General features: G+C 39.9%; 15 protein-coding genes and 6 tRNA genes. 2 read left to right on the plus strand and 19 right to left on the minus strand.

What is annotated here, in order from left to right:
* Positions 1 to 258: 258 nt before the first annotated feature.
* The 15 genes from E7L28_RS09570 to hcp form a co-directional block, all read right to left on the minus strand.
* Positions 259 to 335 (minus strand) — tRNA-Met (locus E7L28_RS09570).
* Positions 336 to 340: 5 nt separating this feature from the next.
* Positions 341 to 416, minus strand: a tRNA-Thr gene (locus E7L28_RS09575).
* Positions 417 to 447: 31 nt separating this feature from the next.
* Positions 448 to 523: transfer RNA gene (locus E7L28_RS09580), tRNA-Met, on the minus strand.
* Positions 524 to 528: 5 nt separating this feature from the next.
* Positions 529 to 613: transfer RNA gene (locus E7L28_RS09585), tRNA-Tyr, on the minus strand.
* Between the two features lie 10 nt (positions 614 to 623).
* Positions 624 to 699 (minus strand) — tRNA-Thr (locus E7L28_RS09590).
* 446 nt (positions 700 to 1,145) lie between these two features.
* The gene (brxF, locus tag E7L28_RS09595) at positions 1,146 to 1,610 is read right to left on the minus strand and encodes a BREX-3 system P-loop-containing protein BrxF (RefSeq protein WP_004695092.1); all 465 of its coding nucleotides are present in this window, start codon (positions 1,608 to 1,610) and stop codon (positions 1,146 to 1,148) included.
* 28 nt (positions 1,611 to 1,638) lie between these two features.
* A complete protein-coding gene (locus tag E7L28_RS09600) occupies positions 1,639 to 3,060 on the minus strand; it encodes a hypothetical protein (RefSeq protein WP_004697547.1) in 1,422 nt (473 codons plus the stop codon).
* A complete protein-coding gene (gene hypB / locus E7L28_RS09605; RefSeq protein WP_004697543.1) occupies positions 3,057 to 3,710 on the minus strand; it encodes a hydrogenase nickel incorporation protein HypB in 654 nt (217 codons plus the stop codon). Before hypB ends, E7L28_RS09600 begins: the two co-directional genes overlap by 4 nt.
* Positions 3,711 to 3,725: 15 nt before the next feature.
* Positions 3,726 to 4,067 carry a hydrogenase maturation nickel metallochaperone HypA/HybF gene (locus E7L28_RS09610; RefSeq protein ID WP_008714928.1) on the minus strand — a complete coding sequence of 114 codons (342 nt, stop codon included), beginning with the start codon at positions 4,065 to 4,067 and terminating at the stop codon, positions 3,726 to 3,728.
* Positions 4,060 to 4,887 carry a bifunctional 5,10-methylenetetrahydrofolate dehydrogenase/5,10-methenyltetrahydrofolate cyclohydrolase gene (locus E7L28_RS09615; protein ID WP_004695088.1) on the minus strand — a complete coding sequence of 276 codons (828 nt, stop codon included), beginning with the start codon at positions 4,885 to 4,887 and terminating at the stop codon, positions 4,060 to 4,062. Before E7L28_RS09615 ends, E7L28_RS09610 begins: the two co-directional genes overlap by 8 nt.
* Before the next feature lie 100 nt (positions 4,888 to 4,987).
* Positions 4,988 to 6,955 (minus strand): penicillin-binding transpeptidase domain-containing protein, encoded by a 1,968-nt coding sequence (locus E7L28_RS09620; protein ID WP_316692369.1) that lies wholly within the window; start codon positions 6,953 to 6,955, stop codon positions 4,988 to 4,990.
* Positions 6,955 to 8,373 (minus strand): CCA tRNA nucleotidyltransferase, encoded by a 1,419-nt coding sequence (locus E7L28_RS09625; protein ID WP_316711637.1) that lies wholly within the window; start codon positions 8,371 to 8,373, stop codon positions 6,955 to 6,957. The genes E7L28_RS09620 and E7L28_RS09625 overlap by 1 nt, the downstream gene beginning before the upstream one ends.
* A gap of 69 nt (positions 8,374 to 8,442) precedes the next feature.
* Entirely contained in the window at positions 8,443 to 9,315 is an 873-nt protein-coding gene (gene sdaAA, locus E7L28_RS09630) for an L-serine ammonia-lyase, iron-sulfur-dependent, subunit alpha (RefSeq protein ID WP_270279132.1), read from the minus strand.
* Positions 9,316 to 9,326: 11 nt separating this feature from the next.
* Entirely contained in the window at positions 9,327 to 9,989 is a 663-nt protein-coding gene (sdaAB, locus tag E7L28_RS09635) for an L-serine ammonia-lyase, iron-sulfur-dependent subunit beta (protein WP_058948093.1), read from the minus strand.
* 435 nt (positions 9,990 to 10,424) lie between these two features.
* On the minus strand, positions 10,425 to 11,990 hold the full coding sequence (gene hcp / locus E7L28_RS09640) for a hydroxylamine reductase (RefSeq protein WP_004695081.1): 1,566 nt from the start codon (positions 11,988 to 11,990) through the stop codon (positions 10,425 to 10,427).
* A gap of 272 nt (positions 11,991 to 12,262) precedes the next feature.
* Here hcp and E7L28_RS09645 point away from each other — a divergent pair, with 272 nt between their 5' ends.
* Positions 12,263 to 12,988: a Crp/Fnr family transcriptional regulator gene (locus tag E7L28_RS09645; RefSeq protein ID WP_004695080.1), complete on the plus strand. Its 726-nt coding sequence runs from the start codon at positions 12,263 to 12,265 to the stop codon at positions 12,986 to 12,988.
* 165 nt (positions 12,989 to 13,153) lie between these two features.
* Here E7L28_RS09645 and E7L28_RS09650 read toward each other — a convergent pair whose 3' ends face one another.
* From E7L28_RS09650 to E7L28_RS09665, 4 genes are all read right to left on the minus strand, one after another.
* Positions 13,154 to 14,917 carry an LPO_1073/Vpar_1526 family protein gene (locus E7L28_RS09650; protein ID WP_287533241.1) on the minus strand — a complete coding sequence of 588 codons (1,764 nt, stop codon included), beginning with the start codon at positions 14,915 to 14,917 and terminating at the stop codon, positions 13,154 to 13,156.
* 9 nt (positions 14,918 to 14,926) lie between these two features.
* The gene (locus tag E7L28_RS09655; RefSeq protein WP_287510068.1) at positions 14,927 to 15,478 is read right to left on the minus strand and encodes a TIGR01440 family protein; all 552 of its coding nucleotides are present in this window, start codon (positions 15,476 to 15,478) and stop codon (positions 14,927 to 14,929) included.
* Between the two features lie 171 nt (positions 15,479 to 15,649).
* On the minus strand, positions 15,650 to 16,210 hold the full coding sequence (locus tag E7L28_RS09660) for a Fe-S-containing hydro-lyase (protein ID WP_004695073.1): 561 nt from the start codon (positions 16,208 to 16,210) through the stop codon (positions 15,650 to 15,652).
* A 19-nt stretch (positions 16,211 to 16,229) separates the two neighbouring features.
* Complete coding sequence (locus E7L28_RS09665; RefSeq protein ID WP_004695072.1) at positions 16,230 to 17,072, minus strand: fumarate hydratase; 843 nt, start codon at positions 17,070 to 17,072, stop codon at positions 16,230 to 16,232.
* A 740-nt stretch (positions 17,073 to 17,812) separates the two neighbouring features.
* Here E7L28_RS09665 and E7L28_RS09670 point away from each other — a divergent pair.
* Positions 17,813 to 17,888: transfer RNA gene (locus E7L28_RS09670), tRNA-Asn, on the plus strand.

Genomic DNA, 17,888 nt, shown 5'->3' on the forward strand with positions numbered 1-17,888 from the left:
AGTTTTACCATGGTCAACGTGACCGATTGTACCGATGTTAACATGCGGTTTCGTACGTTCAAATTTTTCTTTTGCCATTAGGATTATATCCTCCTTCACAAAAACAAATTACATTCTAGTATTAATATAATATATTAACCCTAATTTATCAATGGAATATAAGATTTCCTTACCTATTATTATACCATATATACAAAGTCTTAGAATAGCATGTCATATGTAAAGAAATAAAAAAATCCCCACCAAGGTGAGGTTTAATGGTGGCGGCACACGGATTTGAACCGCGGACACACCGGGTATGAACCGATTGCTCTAGCCAACTGAGCTATGCCGCCATGTATGGAGCTAGTGACCGGGATTGAACCGGTGACCTTATCCTTACCAAGGATACGCTCTGCCGACTGAGCTACACCAGCACAATGAACGATCATTTCACTGTGGTTTTTATGGTTGCGGGGACAGGACTTGAACCTGCGACCTTCGGGTTATGAGCCCGACGAGCTACCAACTGCTCCACCCCGCTATGAATGGTGGAGGGAGAAGGATTCGAACCTTCGAAGTCGAAGACGGCAGATTTACAGTCTGCTCCCTTTGGCCGCTCGGGAATCCCTCCATAAATAAAATGGAGCTGGCGATAGGAATTGAACCCACAACCTGCTGATTACAAGTCAGCTGCTCTACCTATTGAGCTACGCCAGCATCATTACGACAAGATGAATTGTATCACCTAGCACACTAAGTGTCAAGAACATTTAAAAACTTTTTTGAAGTTTTTCGTTCACTGTGGTCACTCTTAGTGCTTAATCATAATAACATGAAACGATACCCTATGCAAGTATTTTGTCAAAAAAAATTTATATTTTATCAATCCTCTATAAAATGCCTCGTTTTCAGTATATATCCAGTAATCAACTTTTATTTACTAGTATATTCTTTATATACCTTTACATAGTTTCATTCCTTACCAGTCCATGTCTGCTAACATCCATATTTCAGGTTTACTAAAATCAAATAATAGGAAATTACAAAACTATATTTTTTACCTAATAACTGTAATTATATAACTAAAAAAGGAGATAGCCCGCTATCTCCTTCTATACATCTATAGTTTTCCCTATATTCAACCAATATGTTCAAACATACATTTAGTCGATTGCAATAACATGATCTGGATGTGCAATACTAACTACAGCATGTTTAGGATTATTGTTATGTTCTAAGTACAACTGATCCCCTTCAATATGTCCACGCCAGCCAACGACAATAGGATACTTCTTACTAATAGTTTTTAACAACTCAAATGGTTTTAGATTTAAGATAGGTGCAAAGAATACATTAATGCCATCTAGCAAGACTACTTCCGTATCGCTACGGCTAAGAGCACGGCAAATAACTTCTTCCGCTAATTGAGGCCGTTCATCACGAGGCACGAGCAAAAACTCTTCCTCGATGAGTTGCTTAGCTTCCAAGTATTTCCAGCCCTTCTGCTCAGACAATTCACGAATTAGCAAACTTTTACCAGAACCTGGACCACCAACGATAAACAATATACGTTCATCATCACCTTGAATCTTTTCCCAACGTTCTTTTACATCTTGTACAGTAACCATACCCTTTGCCTCCTCGCTGTGACCTATCCTATTTTACAGGACGGTCAGATAACATAACGGATTTGATATATTGGTTTTTATCATCTAGGGCAAACTGTAAATAAGAGTTGCTTGCCGCTGGATTTTTATATTCATATACGGTAGACGTCCCCGCCTTTGTTGTAGATTCAACAATACGAGTTGGCATACCATACACAAAGAGCAATAAATATTTGGTATCACCCATCGCGATTCCACGACGTGTAGGCGTATAAACATTTAATAATACGCGATTGATAAGATCTTTTTTATCTACACTCACACCGTATTCATTATAGCCAATAAATGTGGAGCCAAACAATATGCCTTGATGTTTCCAATCATTATTAGGATCATTAACAAAATGGTCATTCAACTTGAAACCACGCAATACAAAATCATCAGCCGTAAGTGTACCAGCTTCAAAATCATACACTTCAGCTTTCGGCAATCCAAACCTAGGCCATACTTGTCCACTAATAATGTCTACAGCCTCTATATTGCTTTGTTTAATGGTGAAAGCAATATATTCTTTTTGCTGACCAAGCATAGATTGTTGTTGGCTATTACTATTTGTATTCTCTACAGGACTCTTAAACTCCTTTTTTTGAGGCAATGAATTTTCGGAATGCCCCTCATAAAGGAAAATATACGTCTCATTTTTCTTATCACGCCACATCGCATTAGGACTGCCATAGGCAAATATCAATTCCATCCGTGTGCTACCAGGGCCAATGTCACGTACTGTATTAGCGCCTTTTTTCGTACTATGAATATTTGTAATAGTATTTGGTTCAAAGAAGTAAGTCGCCCCTTGACCGCGCAATTGATTGTTAACCAACAATTCTTGAGCAGGTCCAGTATATACAGTTACTGCTACATCTTTCATGTAATACGTAGTAAAGTTATCACGTACCTCAGTTTTTTCTACATCTTTTGGGACTTCAAACTGATTCCCCAATCGGTATGTGCCAATAGCATAGTCATCTTGAGAACCTAAAGGCGGTAAACTGTTTGCCGTATAAGACTTACCAATATCAGCTAAATTATTCTGAGTGATACTCGGCAAAGGACCTTCGTTCTCACTAGCCGCTTGCCAGAATTGTATAGAATCACCAAATTCAGTTACAGCCATTTGCTCTGCGAGCCATCCAGTTTTAGAACCTTCCTGTTTCGTTTTTGGGTCTAGCTTAACAACTCTAACTGGTGCATTATCAAGGTAAGACAAGCTATCAACCTCACCAGTTCCATCTACACTACCATCATTGCTCGCATTAGCGGAATCTTGAGCTACAACGTTAGTGTCATCAGTAGTTTCTACTGCAACTGGGTTAACAGTGGAAATGGCAGGCTCTGCTGCATAACTGATTGTAGTAGCACACAAGCCCACAAGGAGGGCTGCTACAATACGGCTCTTCATAGAATAGTTCATCGATTATTCTCCAACTGTGCACGCAACCAATTCAACCATGTTTCAAGACCGTTGTGGGCCGTGCAACTTACTTCAAAAATTTCTCCATTTGGATTTAAATTACGGATATCTTGTATTGCCTGCTCCTTTTTGAAAGGCACATAAGGCAATAAATCAATCTTGTTAATAAGGATGGCCTTAGACTCTTTAAAGATTAACGGATACTTAAGGGGCTTATCTTCACCTTCGGTAACAGATAAAATCGTTACTTTCATGCTTTCACCAATCTCAAATTCCGCAGGGCAGACTAAATTGCCTACATTTTCAATAATAATCATATCGAGATCATCAAGATTAAGATCACCTAAGGCATCTTGAATCATCTGTGCATCGAGATGGCACCCACCAACTGTATTAATCTGGATAACAGGCACACCCAACTCATGAATGCGCTTGGCATCCTTTGCCGTAAATAAATCGCCTTCAATAACGGCTAAGCGATAATCCTTTTTTAAATCTTGTAAGGTTGCCTCCAAAAGGGAGGTCTTACCTGCCCCAGGTGAACCTAACAGGTTAAATACAAATATATTCTTTTCCTTAAACAACTGTTGTAAGGACTCTGCAATAGCATCGTTTTTTGCCAGTACATTAGTTTTAACTTGAACTTGCATGCCCTAACCTTTCTATCAATCGATATCTATAGAGGTCACTTGTAGCTCGCGACCGCCTATAGTTTGTACGAAATGGCTGTCACAATAAGGACAAATAAACGTATAATTTTTTACAAAAAATATTTTATCACAATCTAAACACTTTCCTTCAATAGGAACTGTATTGATTTCTATGCGTGAGCCTTCCGCAGGTGTTCCCTTCGTAATGGCTTCCCAACAAAATAGCAATGAATCCGGTTCTACCCCACTCATTAAACCTAAGTCTAGTTGAATAGAATGAATGACTGTCGCATCGTGTTGACGTAAGGTATCGAGCGCTACATCAAGAATACCTTCTGCTATAGACATCTCATGCATGATATGCCTCGTATACCGCTTCTAGCATCATTGTCGTTGTTACGGATCCAACACCTCCTGGTACAGGAGTAATGGCAGATGCAATATCTTTTACCGCATCATAATCAACATCACCTACAGTTTTGCCGTCCAGTTCATTAATACCTACATCAATAACAACAGCACCAGGCTTAATCATATTAGCAGTAATCATATGAGCACGACCAGCCGCAGCAATAATAATATCACCACGCTTTACTTGCTCTACTAGATCAGAAGTTCTAGAATGGCACATTGTAACGGTACCATGTGCAGCGAGTGCCATAAGCGCTACAGGTTTACCGATAACTTGGCTACGACCGACTACAACCACATGTTTTCCTTCTAAAGGAATATTATAGTGATTTAAAATAGCCATACAAGCCTTAGCCGTACAAGGAGCAAAGCCACCCTTACCAGCTGTTACTAAACCGATGTTATATGTTGTAAGACCATCAATATCTTTTTTAGGATCTAACATATCGATAAGAGCTTCTGTATCAATGTGTTTAGGCATTGGCATTAGCGGTAAAATTCCATGAATAGATGGATCAGTATTTAATTCATGCAACGCCGCTACTACTTCATCTTGCGTTGCCGTTTCAGGCAATTGCTTTAGCACAAAACCATAGCCAAAATTTTTAGCTGTTTTTTCCATAAATGTAGCATACATATGAGCGCCATGGTCTTCACCGACAAGTAACACTGCCATAGTAATCACAGAGTTGCCTACTGCTGCAACTTTTTCTTGTAAAATCGCCTTGTGGGCATCTGCTACCGCTTTCCCTCGTAATTCGATCATAAGTATCTCCATTCATTCAAACTATTTATAAAAAAGGTGCCTCCTGAGAGGCACCAAAGTCTCTTATTCTATTATATAACGAACTGTCTATAATTTCTAATTATCTACTAAAGTGAACGGTAATTGCCGTCCCGGATTGAACAGTAGTGCCCCCACTTTCATCTTGAGAAACGGCAATACCAGTTCCATCCGGTTTAAAGGCAAGTCCCGCCTTATGTAACCAATCACGCACTTCACCATAGGTAAAACCAGTAAAGTTAGGCAATGTAACAGAACCATCACTTCCCGGTTTTGGTTCAGGTAATGTATTAGCAGCTTTAACAGCTACTGGTGTACTTTCTTTAACATACGGACTCATTTGGTAATACCGTACAAGTTGAGATACGATGTCCTTAAATACAGGGGCTACAATTTGACTACCATAATAAGAACCCTTTTGTGGGTCATCAATAACGACAAGAACTACAAATTTTGGATCCTCTACAGGGCCAAAGCCAATAAAGGACGCAATGTATTGTCCGTCGAGATAACCGCCATGTTTGGTATCTAGTTTTTGCGCCGTACCAGTTTTACCGCCGAAGTGATAACCTTCTACCATCGCTTTTGTACCGCCACCTTCGGATACTTCTTTTTCTAGAATATCTACAATGGTTTTAGCGGTTTCCGCCGGAACTGGTTGTCCCACAACAGATGTTTCAGTCGTACTTGTAACATCGCCTTGAGAGTTACTATAAGACTTGATGATATGTGGTTTCATCATAGCCCCACCATTAGAAAGTGCACCAAAGGCGCGAACCATTTGTAATGGTGTAACCGCAATACCTTGACCGATGGACATAGTCGCAACGTCTAGCTTACTCATATCCTCTGGATTATACAAAATACCTGCTCCTTCACCAGGCAATTCAATACCTGTTTCAGAGCCAAAGCCATAATCACGTATATATTTCGAGAGAATATCTGCACCTGTTAATGTACCAATTTCAGCCATACCAGTATTAATAGAGTACTTCAAAATATCTAGCAAACGAACAGGACCATATCCCTCACCATTCCAGTTTCTAATGATATGTCCATTGGCAGCGAAGGCCCCTTTATCGTTATACACAGTGTCTAACTTCCATTTGCCTGCTGCAAGAGCTGCAGATGCAATGATAGGTTTGAATGTAGAGCCTGGTTCATATAAATTGGTAACCGCAATATTTTTGAAAGCCTCTTCACCACTTTGGTTGTAGTTATTAGGATCATAACTTGGACGATTGGCCATCGCTAATATTTCACCGTTCTTTGGATCCATAACGATAACGCTGGCATGCTTAGCTCCTGTATCAACCATCGCCTTATCAAGAGCGCGTTCTGCAATAAATTGAATTGTTGCATCGATGGTTAAGGTTACGCTTTTACCCTTATCTGGTAAAAATTTAGATAATACGGAACCAAAGATGGCATTCCCTTTATTATCAGTAGCTACAATTTCTTGTTGTACGCCCCCCTTTAATTCGTCATCAAGAACCATTTCTAGACCATCAAGACCTTTATCATCAGTGCCGACAAAGCCTAATACTTGTGCCGCTAAGACACCATTTGGATAATAGCGCTTAGATTCTTCAACGAAATTGAGGCCTGCAATATTATTATCCTTAATAACTTGTTGTACCGCTTTTGATTTGTCTGCATCCATCATACGATTCAACCAGACAAAGGCGGTATCCTCTTGCAAAGCTTTCACAATATTCTCTTTTGACATCGTTACATACGGTGAGATGAGATCCGCAATCTCTTGAGGAGACTGTTTAATCATCTTCGGATCCGCATACAAAGATTTTGTAACCACACTCATCGCCAAAGGCTTACCATTACGGTCATAGATTGTACCGCGCGGTGATTGTAATTTTCTATCTACTTGAACCTGTAATAAATTTTTCTTCTCCAGATCAAATGTATCAAAGACCTGCAACTGTGCCAAACGCCCTATGAGGACAAAGGCAACAGTCATGAGAATGGCAAGACACCAAGTAGTACGACTCCAACCACTCACGTGTCGCAACGCTTTATTTAGTAAATTCATCATTTCTCCACTGGACGGCGTAACTTATGGTCTAATGCGTCATATAGCGCATCTGGTTCATTAGGAACAACCCCATTTTGTACCTGACCCAATAAATATTGCAATCCTTCCCCTACTTGCTTCCCAGCGAGTTTAATCACTCGTTCATCATAATTTAGATCCTTTGTATGCACAGGCATATCCAAACTAAGATCTGCCATACATTCGCCAAAGGCTAATGTTCCATCTGTAGATGAGTAAGGTTTCCCACAGCCTAACACATCGGCAGCACAAACCTTAGCTAATTGCTCCCATGCAGTGCGCATAATTTGGCTATCTCGGAACTCTCCACTCCGAGCTTCCTTGCGAAGCCATTTTTTCTCGTTTGCATCACCATTTTGTACGAAATAGTGAAAGCGCATGTGGTTTTTCACAATCCACGCCACTCGTTGCACAAAGGCCTTCGGATATCCTAGGCGTGTTAATAACGTTTCTGTCATCTCCGCTCCTAGTGTATCATGGCCACGATCTGTGAGGCGACCATTGATAACAGCTCGTACCGCTGGCATTCCCTTTGCCACATCATGTAATAAAGCACCCCAACGCAGCACCAAATCCGGTTCCGTATGGGACACAACGGCTAATGTATGGTACCAGCCATCGAATTCGTGAAAGTCCTTTTCTTGGGGCAAATTCACGAGATGATATAGTTCAGGCAAGATGGGAACCTCCCGAGCCGTACCATTTTCTACAACACGACAAGAGCATTCTGCCAAGCGGGATTGAACAAGGACATCAAGGCCTTTAGCCACCGCAGGCTCTAACATGAGACGATTAATCTCATTTCGTACACGTTCTAAAGACAAGCCAGGTACGCGGTGAAAAGCCTTAGGCATAGCCTCTAATAGATCTTTACTCGCCAAGAAATCCAACTTCGCCACAAAACGGCACGCCCTAAATAATCGTAACGCATCTTCTTCAAAACGTTCCTGCGCATTACCAATGGTTCGTAACATCTTATGTTTAATATCACGTCGTCCACCTACAAGGTCTATAACTTCACCATAACGGTTCATAGCCATGCCATTGACAGTAAAATCACGACGCAACACATCTTCTTCTAAGGTATCGGCATAAGTAATTTCTTCGGGACGATGGCTATCTGCACCATATCGTTCTGTTCTATATGTAGCAATTTCATATGGCTTGCCCTCTAATGTAGCTACCACTACACCAAAAGATTTTCCTACGAGGTCTGTCGTTTGAATATTATGACCGCGAAGAACCTCAATCACTGTATCGGGACGTGCAGACGTCACAATATCGAAGTCATGTGGCTTTTGATGCATCAAAATATCGCGCACAGCGCCGCCTATGATATAAGCTTCATGGCCGGCTTCTTCTAATACGGTCAATATTCGATTTGCTTGTTCCATCATACACGCTCCTTTCTGAACTAGTCTAATCTTTATTTTACTACAAATGAAAGCATGAAAAAAGTGCAATCCTTATAAGGATTGCACTCGTTCTGCAATAGCTGTACCTGTCGGTGTCACCGCAAGACCGCCATCACTTGTTTCACGCAATGCTGCCGGCATAGCACGGCCTATATTATTCATCGCTTCAATGACTTCATCTGGTGGAATTTGGCTTTCAATATTCATTAACGCCATTTCAGATGCAGTAATAGCATGGACTGCATAAAAGCCATTACGCTTAACACATGGCACCTCTACGAGCCCTGCTACCGGATCACAAGCAAGTCCCAATAAATTTTTCATGCACAATGCAACAGCATGACCTACTTGACGTGGTGATCCACCCATCATTTCAACAATGGCCCCTGCCGCCATACACGCCGCTGTACCGATTTCCGCTTGGCAACCGCCAACAGCACCAGCAACACAAGCGCGATTTGCTACTACATTACCAATACCAGACGCAGCTAAGAAGCCTTTTACCACTGTAGCTCTATCTAATTGGTAGTGGTCCGCTACGGCTTTCACAGCACCAGGCATAACACCACAAGAACCCGCCGTAGGACAAGCAACAATGCGGAACATCTTTGCATTTGCCTCATTTACAGCAATAGCATACGTCATTGCCTTATACGCAATATCACTCATAAAACGAGGTGTTTGCCCATTAAGCTGTGCCGCTTGACCACCGGACATACCAGAAGCCGTTTTCTCCGCATAAGCTATGCCATCTTGAATGGAGCTTTCAAAAATATCTAAGCGATTCTCTATTTCACGAACAACCGCGTCTTCACTGCGGTCGTAATTCTCTAATTCATAACGCAATACTACATCGCCAAAAGAAATATTGTTTTCCTCACCTAGGCGAATAATATCTGCAATTGTATCATATGCATAACTCATCATTCGCCCTCCTATAATGCTTCAAAGGTCATCACATCCTGGATGCCTGGAAACTCGCGCATAAACTGAACTGTAATAGGATTTACCACTGTATCTGTAGTAATAACCATGACTGCATCCTTATGCTTGCCCTTACGGAATACGCGCATCGTAGCGATGTTAATATCGGACTCACTCAATGCTTGGCTCACAAGAGAAATCGCACCAGGTCTATCCTCATGGAACACAACGAGCGTAAACTCATCTCCTGTAATGGACATATCATTTCCATCTACTTCGGTAATCATAATCTGACCACCGCCGAGAGAGCGACCAATAACAGTCATATGACGATTATGTTCATCATACATATCAAAACGCACCACATTCGGATGCCCTACATCAAGAGGAGACTCAATAAAAGAAAACTCCATCCCCTCTTTTTTCGCTAATTCATGGGCAACTCGGATGTTCGCATCATCCTCTTTATAACCTAATAAGCCGCCAATCAAAGCACGATCCGTACCATGCCCTTTATAAGTTTTTGCAAAAGATCCATATAATGTTAAATCTACCTTTTTGGGAGTAGCACGAAAAATACACCGCGCCATCTTGCCTAGCCGAGCAGCACCCGCTGTATGCGAACTAGACGGACCAATCATGATAGGTCCTATAATATCAAAAATACTATTCATATATGCCTCTACATACACACAAATAATATGAGAAAGTTCTTACTTACCTATAGTATAACAATCAATATTGATAAATGTCTATATACACATTAGAGGCATCTTTGTGCGTCTATGAGGGACTACTATTTATATGAAAACTATCAAAGAGCAGTATATTGATGGGACACCTCCATATCTACAGTTATAAAAAGGAAGGACTATACTTATGCAGCGACATCAGGTCACGAGGAGCAAAGAAGTATAGTCCTTCCTTTTTAACTAAGTTGTAGATACGAAATAGGGCCCCATCAATATACAGCCACCAATAGATAGCTTTCACAAAAATAGTAAAAAAACGCACCTTAGGCAAACCCAAGGTGCGTTATTTATAACAACAGTCCTAAATCATAAAAGAGAGGGGACGTAGGACTGTAGTTAACAGATTAATAGATCCTATTAGCCCAAGATAGCTTTCATGTCAGCTTCTGGAGTTGTAATTGGATGTAATTGGAATTTTTCTACCAAAATGTTCAATACATTGCTGGAGAAGAATTTAGGCAAGGAAGGTCCGATGTAAATGTTACGGATGCCCAATGCTAACAATGTTAACAAGATACATACCGCTTTTTGTTCGTACCAGGACAATACCAATGTCAATGGCAAGTCGTTTACATCACATTCAAATGCACCAGCTAAAGCTACTGCTACTTGAATAGCGGAGTAAGCATCGTTACATTGACCCATATCAAGGATACGAGGAATACCACCGATTTCGCCGATGTTCATGTCGTTGAAACGGAATTTACCACAAGCCAATGTCAATACTACAGTATCATTTGGAGTTTGTTTAACGAATTCAGTGTAGTAGTTACGGCCTACTTTAGCACCGTCACAACCACCTACCAAGAAGAAGTGTTTGATTGCGCCAGCTTTTACAGCATCAATTACTTTATCAGCAATACCCAATACTGTGCCATGACCGAAACCAGTAGTTACTTCATGACCACCGTTGATACCAGTGAATTCTTGAGCTTCTTTGTAGCCGCCCAATTCGATAGCACGGTTGATAACTGCGGAGAAGTCTTTAGTACCATCTTCTTTTTCTTCGATATGTGCACAACCATCAAAACCTACCATATCTGTAGTGAAGATATTAGCTTTGTAGTTTTCTTTTGGTGGCATAATGCAGTTTGTAGTGAACAAGAATGCGCCAGGAACATCAACAAATTCTTTTTGTTGGTTTTGCCATGCAGTACCGAAGTTACCTTTCAATTGAGGATGTTTCTTCAATTCAGGATAAGCGTGGCAAGGCAACATTTCACCATGAGTATAGATATTTACACCTTTACCATCAGTTTGTTCCAATAATTGTTTCAAGTCATGAAGGTCATGACCAGTTACAACGATGAAAGGACCTGGTTCTACAGTCAAAGGAACTGTAGTTGGTACAGGTGTACCATATGTTTCAGTATTAGCTTTATCAAGAACAGCCATACATTTCAAGTTAATTTGACCAAATTCCATCAAAAGATCAAGCCATTCTTCAGCGCTGTGATCTTTAGCGAATTCTACCATGCCTTTAACGAACCAAGCGTCAACATCAGCATCGTGGAAGCCAAGGCGAGCAGCATGCCATGCGTACGCAGCCATACCACGCATACCTAACAATAATGTGGAGCGAAGGGATACGATGTCTTCTTCACCTTTCCACAATTGTTCCCAATCAAAGTTTTGTTGAGCGCTATCCACTTTTGCATGGTAAGCATTTACTTCGTCAATGAATTCTTGAACGCGGTCTTCAGAGAAGTTTACGTTTGTTACACACATGAACAAACCGCGCATAATATAATCGATACCTTCTTTAGTATGACCCTTTACGTCTAAAGCGCGAGCCAAGCCAACTAAAGCAGCAGTTAATTCGTCTTGTAAGTTAGCAACTGGTGCAGTTTTACCACATACACCTTGTACAGTACAGCCACCTGGTGCTGCAGATTGTTCGCATTGATAACAGAACATGCTCATTTGAAAATCCTCCTTTGCGAGACTTCCTCGCAGTCAAGCTAGATAATATAAAACCTATACATTACACTGATGTTTTATCAGTTGTCTGATTGATTACATTTGAAAGTATAACGTAAAGATGATACAATTTCTGTAGCTTGAGCAACAAATAAAAACTTTTTCAAAAATTTTCCTGACTCCCCTTATGGAACAGGTAGACCATTTGGTCTTATACTTTTATTATACAATAATCATTTTTAATTGCTATAGACTTTATCACACCGGAGGTGCCTATGAAACAAATACTTTCAAACGATATCATTAATCAATATATGCCCACCCTCGTGAAATGTCCTTTATTCAATACATTAGGAGAGCCAGAACTACGTGGCTATTTAAATAATGCCAAAGTTATCATCCACAGTTACAAAAAAAACGATTTTATAGCCCTCGCTGGAGATCCTATGGAGGGTATCGGCGTCATCCTTGAGGGCAGCGCTTTACTAACTCGTGAAAATGTAATGGGCCAACGGGTTATTATGGCAAACTTAGAGCAATCAGATATTTTCGGAGAAGCACTACTATTTAGTAAACAGCCTTTATGGCCTGCTACCATTAAGGCAACAAAAGCAACTAAAATTATGTTTATTCCGCTTGAAACCTTTATTAAAACATTGCCGGATTGTCATCAATGCCAAACTAAAATCCTATCTAATCTATTAGAGGATTTATCTGAAAAAGCAATTCTATTAACCAGAAAAGTCCACTACCTCACATTAAAAGGGATGCGCGAAAAGATTTTTGCGTACTTAACAGATATTTATAAACGTCAGCATTCTAACACAATTCAATTACCCCATAACCGCGAGCAAATGGCTGAGGTACTCAATGTATCTCGCACAGCCCTTAGCCGTGAACTAGGGCGCCTTCGCGATGAAGGTCTCATTGATATTACAGGGCGCACCGTAACAATTAAAAACATTGAAGACATTGAAGAATTCGGCTTTAACACCTTTTAATACTTAATGGCTATTAAATTTAACAAACTAAAAAGTCTCTCAAGATTATCTTGAGAGACTTTTTTATTACACGACTCATAAAGTATATAACGGTTTTAAGTATATACCCATATTAATAACTATATTATATAATTTTTCAAACTATATAGTGCTTAAAATTATACATTAGAACCAATGAGACAAATCAAATTCTTCACCAATGGTTGCTTTCACATGAGCACGGCCTAAGTAAAGGCCTAACAATGTTAAGCTAATTTTAGACATTGGCGTGCTATCAAAGACATCAGCTAAGTCCAATAGAACCGGTGAAATATCATCCATAATATCACGCGCCTCTTGGCCCCTGAAAGCAGTAGGTTTGCTCTTCATCAGAGCTAAAAGATCACGTTGAACCATCGCATTAGAAATTCGTGTTTGTCTAAAGAATTGTGGTGCCAAAGACTCATCTACCAAGGCTAATTTATAAAGATTGGAGTTCAAGCTACGCACCACATAACGTGGATCTACACCATGACCATCTGTAGCACGGAAGAGTTCTTCCTTAGAAAAACCACGATAGTTAAATACAAACGGATATGAATTAGACAACACTTGGCATAAAGTGATAGGCTCTTGTTCTTCTTGTGTACAGCGTAAATAGTCTAGCTGGCGATAGAAGGAATCATTTCGAGGCAAATCAGAGATGAATGGCTCAATATATTTTTCCACATAATGTTGGAAATGAATCAATCCATAGTTATTAGAGTTTCTAGAATATTGTAACAATAATGTTAAGGCCATAACTTGGAAGTGACCTAAAGTTAAATGAGGTAATACACGTAATGCATCAAAAGCTACGAGGTATGGCGTACTAGATTTAGGAGATTGAACCACATCTAGAAAAGCACCTAACGCAGCGGACTTCATCCACTCTGTATTTGTAGCGGCATATGCCTTTTGCATACTCATCAACGCTTCTTGAATAACAATATTCTCTAGTAATGCATTCACTTCAACAATTTTTGTAATATTGAGAGCTGCTAAAGCATCTCTTGTAATAGATTCTACATAGTGTTGCGTATCACCATGTAACACCCCAAAGGAATGAACAAATGGTGCTATAGCCAACTCAACGCATTTATCCTCATGCGCCGCTTTTGCCCATTGACCATGCGGTTCCTCCTCTTCAGTTAAACTTGTTGCCGCCAATTGTGCTTCAATTTCAGAAGCATCAAACAAACGCGTTTCATCTAATACCGATGGGCCTTCCGCGGTTTGTATTTCGTTCGCACCACCTATCATCTGCGTAGCATCTATGCTATCCGCTTCATCAGCTTCAAAGGCTTCCACAGATTCACCCATAGCAATTGTATCTTCAACAGAGTTTGCGTTATTGAGAAGTTCATCTGTAACAACATCGAGGACAATAGTTTTATCCACCAACGGAGTAACACCTTGATTAGCTTGATTAGCTTGCTTAAGATCTGATACGGCTGTCATCACAATGGTTTCATCCCCTATTGGAGTGCCATTATCCGAACCTATTGGTGTTCCATTATCCGAACCTAATGCTAACGCATATTCTCCCTCTGAAACATGACTTGAATTAGACTTTAGAGTACTTCTTCTATTATAAGAGGTATCTATAGGATCAACCAGAGGTTCAGCCGGTTCTCGCTCTTCACCGACCACCGTTTCAACTGTATCCGGAATTGATGCAGTATATACATTAGTTCCACTCGTATGTGTGATTGTTACATTGCCCTCTTGCGACTCCGTTGCAAATATAACATCATGATGCTCTTTAAGATTATTTTTATTACTTATGTTTTTATAGGATTTTTCTTTTGCCTTACTTTCACCATCACCACCGCTAAATACAGCATAGCAAACAGCAAAGAATCCCAATGCCACGACGGCTAATACAAAATACGGTATTAGGTTTGACATACTATCCCCCTACATCAATGCTTCATTATATGCAGCACGCTCACCGCCAATGCTCTTCGGACGAATACGACAAGCGGTCACATGTGCTTTCCCAATTTCTTTCACACAAAGACGTACAGGCACTGCAACGTGTTTCATGTGCATACCAATGAAAGTATCTCCAATATCGATGCCCACATCAGCTTGAATAAATTCAACCATCACAGGATCATCAAAATGTTCGTACGCCACCACAGCCAGGGCACCACCCGCATGACGTTGAGGAACAACATTAACTTCCTCCTCCCATGTCATAGCGCTACGGTCCATAACAAGTGCACGATTAATATGTTCACAACATTGAATCGCCAAGTTAAGTCCTTTAGCCTTAACAGCATTGTATATTTCATCAAATACGACCTGAGCCACATCAAGGTGAGAGTCAGTGCCGATTTTTTTACCTACAATTTCGCTAGTGGAACAGCCAACAACGAATAATTGACCTTCGCGAACCTTTGCTAAATCAAGTAATTCAGCCATCGCGTTGCGAGTTGACTGACGAATAGTTTCTACAGAAGTCATGTTATCGCCTCACTCAAATTGAATGTATAAAATCTATATGTATATTATCATAAAACCGACAGAATCGGTAGACTAAACTCTACACGTAACGGATGAACATCTTATGATTATAGCTTAACAACAAAAAGAGGCTTGCTTCAGCAAGCCTCTTTCAATCACTCAATGGTGATATTAGATTTTTCTGTAAGGTTTTTGGCCTAATTCGTAGAAGTTATTACCTTCAGTATCGCCAACTACGATGCAAGGGAAATCTTCAACAGTCAATTCAGCCAAAGCTTCTGGTCCAAGTTCACCATAAGCAAGTACTTCATATTTTTTGATGGATTTTGCAATCAATGCTGCCGCGCCACCAACTGCTGCGAAGTATGTGCAACCATTTTTCTTCATGGATTCAACTACTTCTGGTTTACGGGAACCTTTACCAATCATGCCTTTGATACCTTGATCAAGCATTGTTGGTGTGTAAGCATCCATACGACCGGAAGTTGTAGGACCAGCGGAACCAATTGGATCACCAGGTTTTGCAGGTGTTGGTCCAAGATAATAAACAAACTTATTTGTCCAGTCGATTGGCAATTTTTCACCACGCGCTAAAGCTTCAGTCATAACTTTATGAGCAGCGTCACGAGCGGAGTAAATTTTACCAGTAATAAGAACGCTATCACCAACTTTTAATTTGCGGGAAAACTCTTCATTATATTCTTCAGTATTAATGCGAATTGATTCAGCCATTGTTTTTACCTCCTATCGATTAAAGTACTACGTGAGCATGACGAGCAGCATGGCACATGATAGTAACTGCAACAGGAAGACCTGCGATGTGAGTTGCACCCCATTCGATGTTTACACCGATACAAGTTGTAGTGCCACCCAATTGTGGTCCAATACCAGTTTTGTTAACCATTTCCATGATTTCTTCTTCTAATTTTGCATAGTCTGCATCTTTATGAGGTACACTAATGTCACGAAGCAACGCTTTTTTGGACATAACAGCTGCTTGGTCCATAGTACCGCCAATACCAATGCCGAGTACGATTGGAGGGCATGGGTTAGGGCCTGCATGTTTTACGATTTCAAGGACTGCATTTTTAACGCCTTCCACACCATCAGCAGGTACGAGCATAGCTACATCGGATTTATTTTCAGAACCGAAACCTTTTAATTCTACTTGAATATCTACTTTATCGCCAGGAACGATTTCAGTGTAGATGATTGCAGGTGTGTTATTTTGTGTATTTTTACGGTTGAACAATGGTTCAGCTACAACGGATTTACGAAGATAACCTTCAACATAACCAGCTGCAACACCAGCATTGATAGCTTCTGTAAGATCACCACCAACGAAATGAACATCTTGACCAACTTTTAAGAATACCATAGTCATACCAGTATCTTGGCAGTATGGACGATCTTCAGCATCGGCAATTTCTGCATTTTTAATAATTTGATCAAGAACGATACGACCTACTGAAGACTCTTCTGTTTCACGGCCTTTTTTCAAACCTTCATAGATGTCTTTTGGCAAGTGGTAAGCTGCGTCCATACACATTTGACGGACTGTTTTTGTGATTTCAGATACTTGAATCTCGCGCAAGATAATCCCTCCTCAGGAAAATAGTTGAATATTAATTCTAATACCGATGAGATAAAATAAAATTCTCAAACATATGAAAGAATATCTATCTCAAACCGATGAGATTAACTCTATACATAAATCGTAGCACACAATATAAGGGGATTCAACGTCTCACCTATACAGTTTTCTCAATGCTTTTCCAGTTTTTGAGAATTGTTTTCACGAATATTTTTGTATATATTTCGGTTTTTCAATAGCCTACATAGACTTTATTCTCCAGTCACTAAAAAAGCCCCATTTTGTGATAAAAGTCATAGTCTATCACATATCAATAAGATTTTAATATCTTACATTTTTACCTACTTTCTTATATATAAATTTGGTTTAAAATGAACCACAAACATAGACTATATCTAATAAGATAAATACACTTTTGTCTTAACTGATACTACTTTTCAACTAAATCTTTTAAACTTTTCTATAATGCATATGTATACCGATTATCTTCAATATACTTATATTGCTAACTCCCATTCATTTGGAGCCATACAATCACCTTAGAACGCAGTAAATATCTATAGTTAATAAGCTCTATAGATTTTATTAATTTTAATGACTCTCTCATCAAAATTATTGATAACTAATTTTATTTATAAAGTTATGTCTTTTAGTCATAATTGACAATATCTATTTTATAGTGTTCTAAAAAAAATGCTTGCTTTTATAATTAAACTAACATATAATAACAATCGTACCATTCCTCGATAGCTCAGTCGGTAGAGCAATCGGCTGTTAACCGATCGGTCGTAGGTTCGAGTCCTACTCGAGGAGCCA

Source organism: Veillonella parvula (assembly GCF_032575955.1).
In the GTDB taxonomy this organism is placed as follows: Bacteria; Bacillota; Negativicutes; order Veillonellales; family Veillonellaceae; genus Veillonella; species Veillonella parvula_J.